Origin of the sequence: Vibrio sp. 10N.247.310.17 (genome assembly GCF_041466605.1) — a bacterium.
GTDB lineage: Bacteria > Pseudomonadota > Gammaproteobacteria > Enterobacterales > Vibrionaceae > Vibrio > Vibrio tasmaniensis_A.
On record NZ_JBFSTC010000055.1, the window covers coordinates 21,712 to 34,305 of the forward strand.

The 12,594-nt window shown below is 43.9% G+C and carries 11 protein-coding genes; all 11 read right to left on the reverse strand.

Translation table 11 applies throughout. The features are described 5' to 3' along the window. Positions 1-82: 82 nt before the first annotated feature. Positions 83-1,141, reverse strand: coding sequence for a flagellar motor switch protein FliG (fliG, locus tag AB6D80_RS15295; protein WP_012603439.1), 1,059 nt, complete (start codon positions 1,139-1,141; stop codon positions 83-85). Next, a complete protein-coding gene (gene fliF / locus AB6D80_RS15300; protein WP_017099171.1) occupies positions 1,134-2,876 on the reverse strand; it encodes a flagellar basal-body MS-ring/collar protein FliF in 1,743 nt (580 codons plus the stop codon). The genes fliG and fliF overlap by 8 nt, the downstream gene beginning before the upstream one ends. A gap of 15 nt (positions 2,877-2,891) precedes the next feature. Continuing rightward, positions 2,892-3,203: a flagellar hook-basal body complex protein FliE gene (gene fliE / locus AB6D80_RS15305; protein WP_009848554.1), complete on the reverse strand. Its 312-nt coding sequence runs from the start codon at positions 3,201-3,203 to the stop codon at positions 2,892-2,894. A 132-nt stretch (positions 3,204-3,335) separates the two neighbouring features. Continuing rightward, the gene (locus tag AB6D80_RS15310) at positions 3,336-4,745 is read right to left on the reverse strand and encodes a sigma-54 dependent transcriptional regulator (protein WP_269337145.1); all 1,410 of its coding nucleotides are present in this window, start codon (positions 4,743-4,745) and stop codon (positions 3,336-3,338) included. Positions 4,746-4,778: 33 nt separating this feature from the next. Beyond that, entirely contained in the window at positions 4,779-5,819 is a 1,041-nt protein-coding gene (locus tag AB6D80_RS15315) for a PAS domain-containing sensor histidine kinase (protein ID WP_009848556.1), read from the reverse strand. 196 nt (positions 5,820-6,015) lie between these two features. Beyond that, a complete protein-coding gene (locus tag AB6D80_RS15320) occupies positions 6,016-7,479 on the reverse strand; it encodes a sigma-54 dependent transcriptional regulator (RefSeq protein WP_009848557.1) in 1,464 nt (487 codons plus the stop codon). 226 nt (positions 7,480-7,705) lie between these two features. Then, complete coding sequence (gene fliS / locus AB6D80_RS15325; RefSeq protein ID WP_009848558.1) at positions 7,706-8,116, reverse strand: flagellar export chaperone FliS; 411 nt, start codon at positions 8,114-8,116, stop codon at positions 7,706-7,708. A gap of 12 nt (positions 8,117-8,128) precedes the next feature. Further along, positions 8,129-8,434 carry a flagellar protein FliT gene (locus tag AB6D80_RS15330; protein ID WP_017101962.1) on the reverse strand — a complete coding sequence of 102 codons (306 nt, stop codon included), beginning with the start codon at positions 8,432-8,434 and terminating at the stop codon, positions 8,129-8,131. Positions 8,435-8,437: 3 nt separating this feature from the next. After that, positions 8,438-10,492, reverse strand: coding sequence for a flagellar filament capping protein FliD (fliD, locus tag AB6D80_RS15335; RefSeq protein ID WP_372188968.1), 2,055 nt, complete (start codon positions 10,490-10,492; stop codon positions 8,438-8,440). Between the two features lie 22 nt (positions 10,493-10,514). Next, positions 10,515-10,940: a flagellar protein FlaG gene (gene flaG, locus AB6D80_RS15340; RefSeq protein WP_017101960.1), complete on the reverse strand. Its 426-nt coding sequence runs from the start codon at positions 10,938-10,940 to the stop codon at positions 10,515-10,517. An 81-nt stretch (positions 10,941-11,021) separates the two neighbouring features. Further along, complete coding sequence (locus tag AB6D80_RS15345; protein ID WP_017101959.1) at positions 11,022-12,152, reverse strand: flagellin; 1,131 nt, start codon at positions 12,150-12,152, stop codon at positions 11,022-11,024. Positions 12,153-12,594: the final 442 nt, after the last annotated feature.

Here is a 12,594-nt window from a genome sequence, read left to right on the forward strand (position 1 = left end):
AGCAATTACACGGTAGTTAATCTGTGGTTTGAGGTTGGATAAAGAAAAGCCCCAACAATGTGGGGCTCTTGAGGTTTCTGTATTAAAGGAACTCGTCGGCGCCACCAGACAGCATAATCTCGCCACTGTCTGCCATCTTCCTCGCAATACCCAAGATCTCTTTCTGAGCCGCTTCTACATCAGAGACTTTAACTGGCGGCATCGCCTCAATATCGTCTCTCATCATATCAGCTGCACGCGTAGACATGTTCTTGAAGATCTTCTCACGTAGGCTTTCATCAGCACCTTTAAGCGCTTTCTGTAGAACGTCTTGTGGGACATCACGCAGCAATCGCTGAACACCTTGGTCATCAACTTCAATAAGGTTTTCAAAGACAAACATAAGATCTTGGATCTGTGTTGCCATGTCTTCGTCTTGATCTCGAATTTGCCCCATCAAGATGCCTTCTACATTATTGTCCATGTAGTTCATGATCTCAGCAGCGGCTTTCAGGCCACCAATTTTGGCAGCTTGAGCACCCGCTTGACCCGCAAACTGTTTCTCCATGATTTCATTCAATTCAGCGAGAGCTGAAGGTTGAACTTCTTCAAGGTTAGCAATACGCATCATCAAATCAAGACGAACACGCTCAGGGAATTGAGACAAGATCTCAGCAGACTGATCCGATTCCAAGTAAGACAGTACGATCGTTTGAATCTGTGGGTGCTCGTTGATAATGATGCTTGCCACCTGACGAGGATCCATCCACTTAAGAGAATCCAAACCTTTAGAGCCAGTACCCAGAAGGATTTGATCAACAAGGTTATTCGCCTTATCTTCGCCCAGCGCAGCTACCAACGCATTACGCATAAAGTCTTCACTGCCCATGCCGATGTTGGTGTACTTCTGAATATCATCTAGGAAAGCACGGTGCACAGCACCTACTTTTTCTTGAGACCAATCCGTTGAACGTGCCATTGCACTACCAACACGCTGAACCTGTTTAGGTTCTAGATGGCGAATGATACCCGCAGCATCTTCTTCACTTAAACTTAGCAACAAGATCGCAGCGCGCTCTTCGCCTGAGATAGACTCGATATCGACACTTGCGACATCAAGCTCACCACCTTCTGCTTGTTGTGGAACAATTTCGTTAGCCATCTGCCACCCAATTCTTAACTACTTGAGCTGCTAGCTCTGGTTCATTCGCTACAAGTGCACGTACTGCTTTCAGTACGTCCTCATCTTTGTGAAGGTTAGGTAGGTCGATACTTGAACCAAATTCAAATAACTCACCACCTTCAATATCACCACCAATTAAACTGGTTTCGCCGTCAGCACCAATTGGCATGCCATCGGGGCCGTACATTTGATCGTCATCGTCTGCTGCTGGGTTAAGCAGTTTTTTCATTGCAGGGCGAACCAGCACCAATACGACAACAATAATAACCAACGCACTCGCAAACCAACGAACCCAATCATTAAAGTGTTGATGCTCCCAAATTGGTACGTCAGCAACAATATCCGTTACTTGAGGTGCAAATTGCATGCTTAAAACATTGAGTAAATCACCGCGGTTTTCATCAAAACCCACAGTTCCAATCAATACCTGACGTATCGCGTTAATTTCGCTTGCTGGAATTGGGGTGTGAACCACTTCTCCCGTATCAGGGTTCAATGATTGGCGATCTTTGATTGCAACGGATACGGTCTGACGATTAACCGTGCCGCTCTGTTTTCGCTCATGACTAATGGTAGTATCCAGCTCAAAGTTGCGGGTCGCTTCTTTGTGAACCGAACCTTGCCCCATCATCGTACCATCTTTCATCTGAGCCACATCCTGAGGAATCGAAGCATCTGCAGGAGGCTGGTTACTCAAAGCCCCAGGAATACCAGCCACAACGTTGCCGTTATTGTAGTCTTCTAATGTATATTCACTTCGGGTTGCTGGAGTATTCGGATCAAAACGCTTTCTTGTTTGTTCCACAGCACTAAAGTCGAGTTGAATATCAACCTGAGCCGTGTAGTTACCAAAGCCAAGAATCGGAATCAAAATAGAGTCAATTTTTTCACGTAGCGCTTGCTCTTGATTACGCTCTAACTCGTGCTCTTTTCGGCGTGCCGCTGACATCGGATCCTGAGAGCCAGAGCTCAAAAGTCGGCCATGCTGATCGGTCACCGTAATTCGCGAAGTTTTCATCCCCGGAACGGCACTGGCCACCATGTCCACAACAGAATCAACTTCTTGCTGCTTGAGGTTCGTCCCCGTTTTAAGTGTCAGGAATACTGAGGCAGAGGCTTCTTGATTGTGACGAACAAAGACACTTTGCTTAGGTAAGGCAAGTAAAACTTGAGCTTTACGTACCTGCTTCATCTGTTCAATCGCTTTAGCAAGCTGTCTTTCACGGCTTAGTTTAAGACGCTCTTTCTCTAAACGCTGTGATACACCGAAACCCATGTCTTGCATGAGGATATCATCACCGGTGTTTCGCTCTTGGTTCAAACCCGCTCGAACCATATTTAGCTTTAATGAGTTATATTCACTCGCTGGTACCGAGATGGTATTCCCTTCAAGAGAGTACTCAATCTTCTGCGTATCCAAATAATCAAGAACCGGGATCAACTCTTCTGTTTCGTAAGCCCCTAATGGACGCATTTCTGGCTCTTTCACCCAGAAAAACAGCATTACAATAAGCGCTACACAGATCGAGATAGAAAGAACTAAGACGACTTGACGAAGCAAATCGAGATCACCGACGGCCATATCAAACTTAGATGAACTGCGCTCACCTAAATCGGTATTTTGCCCTTCTCCATCTAGATCAGAACTTGCAATAAGTGCGTGGTCGTTGCTATCGCTTACGGTTAAATCTGTTGTTTGACTGTTATCTGCCACTATTTACTACCCAACTTATACCGGCATGTTCATCAGCTCTTTGTACGATTCGACCAATTTATTTCTAATTTGGATCGTCGCTTCAAAAGCCACACTAGATTTATTACGAGCAATCATCACGTCAGATAAAGACACGCTTTGATCGCCACTGTCAAAACGAGTTTGAAGATTACCAGAGGTCTTTTGTAATGAGTTCACATTATTGATGGCATTAGTCAGCATGTTGCCAAAATCTGCACCAACCGCTTGGCCCGTTGCAGCAGGACGCGTGCTGGCAGCTTCAACCATCATTGCCTGCATTTCGCCTTGTAAACCATCTATTCTCATTTACTACCTCAGGAGTCAAAATTATGACTATCTATTTAGCTTTATTATTGACAGAGCAATTAACGTGCCATGCATCAATTTGACTAGCTATCGTAATACACTAGTCAGAAAGCTGACACTACTAATTTATGTTCAATTTGGAATGTCTATTCCAGCATCACGCATTTTCGCTAATTTATAACGCAATGTACGAGGGCTAATACCTAGCTTTTCAGCCATATCTTTACGTCGACCATGACAAGCAATCAATGTTTCGAGAATGATCGCATACTCTTGATCTCTAAGCTCATTTCCAAGTCCTTCGCTGCCTGCCACGACTTTATTGATAGGGTTCGCTTCAGCAATCGGCTTAATTTCTGGCGCTGAAACACTGTTCCCTTCAACGATCTGTTGTAGTCCAGTTGCGTCTTGCCAATCAACACCTTCAAGTAAAATATGTTCGCCTGAAATATTTTCTTGCTCACTCAAAATTAGAGCGCGCTGCACGACATTATCCAGTTCACGCACATTTCCCGGCCACGGATAATTGACGAGTTTACTAATGGCTTGCTCAGACAGAACAGGAACAGGCATTCCTAGTTTGGTGCAATGACGTTCAACCAAATGTTTCGCAAGCGGCTCAATATCGCCTTTACGTTCACACAGCGCTGGCCAAGTAATTGGAAATACATTCAGTCGGTAGTATAAATCTTCACGGAAATTCCCTTCAGAAACATACTGTTTTAGGTCGCGGTTACTGGTTGCTAGAACACGGACATCCAATTTGATGCTCTTGCGGCTACCAAGACGTTCAACTTCGCGCTCTTGCAACACTCGCAGCAATTTCGCTTGTAGGCTGAGATCCATTTCGCTGATCTCATCCAACAAAATAGTACCGCCTTGAGCTTGCTCAAATTTACCCGGACAAGCTTGAATCGCCCCGGTGAACGCACCTTTATCGTAGCCAAACAGTGTTGCTTCCAACATGTTATCTGGAATCGCGGCACAGTTAATCGCAACAAAAGGACCGTCTTTACGGCTCGAGGCGTTATGAATATAGCGAGACATGACCTCTTTACCAGAGCCACTTGGCCCTAGCACCATCACGTTGGCATCGGTTTTAGCCACTTTGTCAGCCAGCATCATTAGTTTGATACTTTTCTCATCGGCAACGATAGCATCGCCATTGTCATCCGACTTTACCGGAGCGTAACGGCTCACCATGTTTAACAGCACTTCTGGAGCAAATGGCTTTGCCATGTAATCGATAGCGCCTTCTTTCATTGCCGCGACCGCATCTTCAATGTTGGCATAGGCCGTCATCAATAGAACCGGAAGATTTGGCCAATGCTGCTTGATGTTTCTTAGCAATGCTAAACCGCCCATACCGGCCATCTGTACATCAGAGACCACGATATCAACAGAGTTTGATTTCAATTTTACCAGAGCATCTTCCGCACAATCCGCTTCCAGCCATTCATAACCAGCAAGCGCGAGTGTATCGACAAGGGCTTCGCGTAGACCTTCATCATCTTCGACGATTAACACTTTGCTTTGAGCCATAGGATTCTCCAGTGTAAATTCAGTTAAAACTTATTAGTCTTCAGAAGAAGAGCTTCTTTCCAACGGTAGACACATGGTAAAGCATGCGCCGTCACCCTCTTCTGATATCAATTCCAGTCGACCTTCATGTGCTCGGCATACCATTTGTACAACCGCTAAACCGAGACCTGTGCCTTGAGAACGAGTGGTAAAGAAAGGTTCCATAATCTTACCTTGTAGTTCTTTAGGCACTCCGGGGCCACTGTCTTGCACTGATATCTTAAGTTCACCGTTTACGGGTCTAAAAAACACATCAATCTGCGATTTCTTGCCAGCAATTTGAACCGCGTTCAAAACTAGGTTACTTAAAGCAGAAGCGATAGCATTGGCGTTGCCAAACATTTGAGTCTTTTCATCTTCAACTTCCTGACAATAATCAATCTGGTTGCTTTTTAACGCAGCCTCCACCATAGGATGAAACTCAATGATGAGTTCCGCGATGGTGAATGGCTTAACCACCTTGTTGTCGCCACCTTTGGCAAACAACAGCATGTCATTCACTTGTTTCTCTAAATCATGCAACCTATCCATCAGCTTAGATTGAAAACGCGTTTTTGTTGCCGGCGGCAAATTTGGCGCGGCAAGGTTTGATGCATACAGCATTGCACTAGAAAGCGGCGTGCGAACCTGATGGGCAAGCGAAGCGACCATTCTTCCGAGTGAAGATAAACGCTGAAGATCGCTCACACGAGACTGAAGTAGGCGAGTTTCTGTCAGGTCTGTAATCAAAATAAGCTGACCTGTAGTCGAAGCTGAAATCGCTAAGCGCACTTTTCGCCCATTCTTCAATGAGATCTCATGCCCATCATCGTCCCTTGGTTCAAAGGCATTTTGTATTACCGAAAACCATTTCTCGCCAACCAACTCAACCCCGAGAATACGGTGTGCTTCAGGATTCGCTTCTCTCACTTCACCATGTGTATCTAACAAGATGACCCCCGCAGGCATAACATCGAGCACTTGCTTATAGCGCTCAACCTGTTGCTCAACAGAATCTAGATGTGATTGATTTTCTGGTTCGTTAGATAGGTGCATGTCAAAAATTTGCCTCAAATACTAAAACAGCCTGACATGTACAACACAAGTCAGGCTATTTGCTATATTTATCACATAGTTAAGCAAGCAACAACTCGACTATGGTTTATCTGTTCGTTTAGCTAAAGTTGCCAAAAAGCTAAAATGCTAAAATGCTAAAGTGTGTACTAGTTTTCGTTTTCATCGAAAATAGGCACTAACGCTGCAAGTTATATTTACGCATTTTTTCGACCAGAGTGGTTCTGCGCATTCCAAGCATGTCAGCAGCGCGAGCAACAATACCGCCCTGAGCCTCCAACGCTTGATTGATCATATTCACTTCCATATCAGCGAGTAGTTCTTTCAAGTTAACCCCTTCAGCGGGTAAATCTTGAGGTGCGTTCGCATTGTCAGCAAGCTCATCGTGCTGCTCAAAACTGAAGTCTTCTGAGAACAAGTCAGAAAGAGCATCTCGCTCTTGCTCTTCCTCTGATGCAAAATTATTAAACTCTGGCTGAAACTCTGGGATATCACTGTATCTATATTTAGTGGGTAGATGATTCACATCAACTAAGCTATTTGGATATAAAATAACCATTCGCTCAACTAAATTAGCTAACTCACGTACGTTGCCCGGCCAGCAATGCTCCATCAAAGAGTTGATTGCACGGGGAGTAAAACAGATTGGCATGCCACCTTCAGCTTCCATTCTGGTCATCAACTCCTGAAGCAATAGGGGAACATCTTCTTTTCGCTCCTGAAGCGATGGCATTTCAATTGGGAAAACGTTCAAGCGATAGTAAAGGTCTTCACGGAACAAATCATCTTCGATCATATTTTCAAGATTGCGGTGTGTTGCCGCAATCACTCGAACATCAGCTTGAATGGTACTATTGCCACCTACACGTTCAAAACTGCGTTCTTGTAAAACACGAAGCAACTTAACTTGCATCGCCATTGGCATATCACCAATTTCATCAAGAAACAGTGTACCACCTTCAGCCAACTCAAAACGGCCTTTACGTGCGGTAATTGCACCAGTAAACGCGCCCTTCTCATGACCAAACAGTTCACTTTCGAGCAAGTCTGGCGGTATAGCGCCACAGTTTACGGGAACGAAAGGTCCTGAACGACGTTTAGAATGATAGTGAACATTACGTGCTACAACTTCTTTGCCCGTGCCTGACTCACCAAGAATCAATACGTTTGCTTCAGTAGAAGAGACTTGTTCAATCAAGTGACGAACTTCTTGGATACCAACACTCTGCCCAACTAGACTACGAAAAAGCGTATTCTTACGCGCTGAAGGTACAATTTGAACGCCTTTACGGCCTAAGAAGTCTTTACAGTGTCTTAGTGCATCACTTAATTGCGGGTAGTTAAGAGGAAGTTCGAGTTCACCAACAAAGTTAGTAAGTTCGTCAACCGGGTAATCGTTTTTGCCAATCACCAGTAAAGGGATGTGATTAACATGAACAAGCTTTTCATTCAGTAATGCGAAGCCTTTGGCTTTAATTGAACCAATGATGCAACCGGCCCACTGTAGGGACCAGTCAACTTTGTATGCTTGTTCAGAGCTGATTACTTCGCAGCTCTCTCCTACAAACTCTAATATTGTGCTTAAATTGTGACGATTTTGAGCGTTATCATCGACGACAAGCAGTTTTGCCAAACCTTGCATAAGTAGGAATTATTGCCTTTATTTTGGTGCGATGCGGAAATTGGTAAGCGACGTAAGAGACAAAACAGAGAAAATATCAATGATTATGATCTACGTGGACAAATCTAGGAAACCAGCAACGAAAAAAGCCATTAGGCTATCTAATGGCTTCTATTTTATTTGATTATAAAAATAAGGCAACCAAGCAATTCAGAGATATGCGATTGGTTTAAACTGGGATGTTTCTTTAAATACCAACATCCGCAGACGTTAAATTGTGATATTCATTCGGAATTTGGTCCCAAGCGCTCTTAATTTCGCGGATAATATCGATAACATCATCAATTGGCTGAGGATCATTTTTGTGATTTGCAGCAGAAATTTGCGTGATCATAAACTCATAAAGTTGATCTAGGTTTTTCGCAATGTCGCCACCATCGGACATCGATAGGCAACTACGCAGGCTAATAATGATATCTAGAGCCTTACTCAGTCGCTCACCTTTCACCGGGATGTTGCCCGCTTGCATTGCCGCTTTACCTTGAATTAAGCGCTCGATAGCACCAGCCATTAGCATCTGAACAATTTTATGCGGTGAGGCAGCTGTAAGCTGACTATCCACTGATACCTTTTTATATGCCTGTAAAGAACCGCGCATAGTAAACCTCTTCTATAAAAACTTTTTGTATTGTTGAACTGATTTGGCACCATGTCGGTATTTATGTAAGTTTTTACCTACTCGACCAGTCTCAGACTGCATCAGTTCGACCAATTGTCTTGTTCTCGAAATGGCTTCAAACCACTCGGAGCTTTGCTTAACGTCGGGATATGAATCGATTAATTGAAGCACGTTTTGCAATAACTGTTCTCTGTTATCGACAAGATGCACTATTTCTTCAGCATTAATTTCACTATATTCGAGCTTAGACATAATTAATTGATCGAGCTCACAAAGCTCTTGAAGCAGTTTGCTCATCTATTAGCCCATTGCACTCATCATGCTGCCCAACTGAGATTGCATCTTGCTGGTCGCATCCTGCATCGCAGTGAACTTGGAGTGCGTACGGCTCTCTAGGCTATCCATGCGTCGGTCAAGCGCGCTTTGATCATCAACCAAACGGTAATTTTGTTCGACTAAGCTCTTTTCTCTCGTGCGGATTGAGCCCGTAACACCCGTGATCCCTTGAATCGCATCTTCGACTTTTTTGGCGAAACCGTTGTTGCCGCCAAAGAACTCACCCAACTTATCAAAGTGATTGTTAAGCTGACGATCAAGCATGTCGTAGTTGATTTCTAGCGAGCCTTGTCTTGTGGTGGTGATACCAAATTCAGTCAAAGACTTAAGGTTGTCAGGCGCGTCTTCAATGCTTGAAGAGAACACACTTTTTAGTCGCGAGTCTGCGTTACGCACTGTACTGTCACCAGAAAGAGGGCCTTTTTGACCTGTCAAAGGGTCAACACTCGCCAAACCTTTAGATACTTGGTAAAACTGATTATAAGAGCTAACAAAAGCTTCAATATCTTCACGAACACGATTACGGTCGTACTCAACACCAATTTCTGCTGGCGGCTTATCTTTTGGCGTTTTACCTTTAACCGTAATATCAATACCTTCAACGGCATCTTCAATCACATTATTATTGCTAGAAAGCTGAGCGACACCATCCAGAATGACCATTGAATCTTGTCCAGCTTGCACTTCAGTCATGCCGCTGTATTGGTCAAAAGACTGTTGAGCCAAAGCCAGATTAGCTTGAGCTTTATCAACCTTCTCTAAATGTGTTCGTTCCCCCGGAGATAACCTAGCTCTCTCTAATTGCTGAGCCTGCTCCGGGGTTAATTCACCTTTCTCAACTCTCTTCGCTAACTCTGAACGTTCATCAACCAATTTACTTTCTATTCTGGCTTTCTCGGCATCGAGCTTCTGCTGCGCTTCTTTGGGGGTAACATAAGAATCCGTCAGAGTACCTGCGGCAGTATTTGACCACCCCGGAATATCAGCGGCTTTCTCGATGGCTTTTTCGTCAAGCTCGAGTTCAGGCCTAAAAAAAGAATCGAGTAATGTGCCCGAAGCGGTGTTGTTCCAGCCTGGGATCGTATCTTCTGGCATCCCTGAAGCCGCTAAGGCGGACGCATCTAGCGCCTTTTGACCTGCCATTGCCGCTTCTTGGCCATAAGTTAAATTATCACGGTCAAATTCAGCGAAAGGATCTTCAGGTTCAACGAGAGGTTCCGATTTTCTTTCAAAAATAGGATTGCCGTTTTCATCAAATATGGAATTTCCGTCATCGTCTCGCAGCGGAACAGCAAAGCCGTCAGGAATTGGGTTACCGTCAGCATCCAATTTAGGAGGGGCATCAGCTAAGACGCCTTGCGCTACTGAGCGAGCATCTTCTAAGGCTTTCAGTCTTTCCGATAGGGTTTTATATTCTAATTTTTTTAGAGGGTTGTTATCTTCAGAGTCAACGTGGAGTTTTATTTGATTGTCTTCACCAGACATATTTGAAGCGAGGACTAACCGTGGTCCTTCTTTATCATTAATGATAGAAGCTCGAACACCCGGATTATCCCCAGCGCTGTTAATACCTCTAACAACATCACGCAGTTTTGAGTTAGCACTAACTTGTGTTTCGAAGCTCTCGCTACCAAGCGAAACCTGCAGCTTGCCAGGCCCAAATTTCATGTCATCTGATAGAACATCAGATGCCACTTTATGGCTCTGGGCAAGCTGCAACACATCGATGGCATATTTGCCAGCGATCGCTTCGGTAGTCGCGGTCGCAGAAACAAGATTTTCATCAGTACTTTCTACTGTTCGCACAGCAAAAGCTTTATCCTGACGAAAGCTTGTCATCAGATCCTTCATCGAATCAAGGGATTCTCTGAGTCTTCCATAGGCACTAATGCTGGTGTCGATTCGCGTTCGTTCATTGTCGATCTGTTGCTGTTTAGGCACACGCTCAGAATCAACAATTTTGCTGACCATGGAATTGATATCCATGCCAGACGAAATCCCCATTGGGCCAAAACTCATTAAACCACCTCAATAATACGACTTAAACCTTAGCCTCCAATATTCCACTATTCGAGGTTTGGGCTGCTAGGCGCCTCAGAATTTCGAGCATTTCTTCGTCGGGAATTTGGCGAATAATATCGCCTGTTGTGGTCTCATAAATAGTGACCACATCTCTCCCAGTCTCTTCATCAACCTTGAAGGCAACACCCTTGTTAAGAGAAGATATAAACTCATTGACCTTCTCAACCATCTTGACACGCTCCTGATCATTTAACTCTTGTCTATGTTGAGCTAATTGAATCGCCGCTTCGGTAGCCATTTCTTTCGATTTTTCTACCTTGCCATGAGATGTTGCTTCTTTTAGTTGTAAAGTGCTCGACGCACTACTACCTTCATCGCTTGCAAATTTAGTGCCATTAGGTGAGCCATAAGGCTGGATGTTCGACGCGTTAGATAATATTTCCATAACACTCTCCCTCCCACCTTTATGAGCCTAACAGTAAAACTCTACCCAGAGTAGAGTTTACCGTTACTTACTGAAGTAAGTTTAGCCCAACAAGCTTAGAGCTGCTGATGGTGATTGTTTTGCTTGAGCTAAAATAGAAGTACTCGCCTGTTGTAAGATTTGAGACTTCGTCATTGCCGTTGTTTCTTTTGCGTAATCGGTATCTTTGATACGGCTCTTAGACGCATTAACGTTTTCGTTAATATTATCTAAGTTGCTGATTGCGTGATCAAAACGGTTTTGGAACGCACCGAGAGATGCTCGGTTACTGTCTACTGATTTTAGAGCGCCATCAATAATAGATACCGCGTTGTTAGCACCAGCAACCGATGTTACATCGATATCGTTAACAGTAACGTCTTTACCTGCACCAATCCCTAGCTCGCCCGCCAGACTGCCGCCAAATTCAACATTACCTTCAATTTTTTGGCTAGAAGCAAACAGTTGCAGTTTACCGCCTTCACCTACCGATGCTTGGACGTCTGGACTTTGGCCATTAATATACGTTGCTAGCTCTTCCATGTCGTTGCCTTCTTTCGCAGAAATAGACAACTCTTGAAGATCACCAAACTGATCTTGGTATTTCATCGTTAGAGCAGAGTTTGCTCCTACACGCCAAGACGTATCTTTACCCTCGGTAACACTATAGCTCTTACCGCCCATAGCTTGAGTGTCAGTACGCATATTATTCATCGTCAGCATTACTGCTTCACCAGAATCTGCACCGATTTGGAAAGATTGGCTACCAAAAGTACCGTTCAAAAGCTTGTTACCACCAAAAGAGGTCGTTTCAGCAATACGGTTAAGCTCAGTGTTTAACGCCGATACTTCTTCTTGGATAGCAACACGTTCAGATCTCGTGTTTGAGCCATTTGAAGATTGAAGAGAAAGGTCACGCATTCGTTGCAGGATATTGGTTGACTCATTCATTGCACCTTCAGCAGTCTGTGCAATAGAGATACCATCATTCGCGTTTTTTACAGCCATATCAAGGCCACGGCTTTGCGACGTTAAGCGGTTAGAGATTTGTAGGCCTGCAGCATCATCTTTCGCGCTATTAATTTTATAGCCAGAAGACAAGCGCTCCATTGATTTTTGAGTACCTTCAGCCGCGCTATTTAGGTAGCGCTGAGCCGTCATTGCAGACACATTTGTGCTTACATTAATCGCCATAGTTGATCTCCTTTAGGCATTTTTTCATGCACTTATGTGACTCTCACCTCACAAAAACACATGTTATTTTGTTTTATATACCAGTGTCTCTCTCACCTTACATTGGTACATATCATTTCTCTCAATCCCTTTAACGGCCCCTTAACTAGAAGCTTTAATAAAAAATGCACTTTTTTTCGTATTATTTTCAATGTTAAAAAAAACGTGAAGTAGATCAATTAATCTCACGACATCTTTTAAAGCCGGATTTAGCACAATGCGTATCAATACCTATCAGATAATTGACATAAAAAAGTCCCTGCTCTCTCTTTTACTCCTTTTCGCCGACACGGTACTTCACTCCAATGTACCTTTACCAAATAACAGGCAATAAAAAACCCAGCCGAAGCTGTAATGCCGTTCACTTAAGAGTGAACGGCATTTTTGTTCTTAGCATACCGTT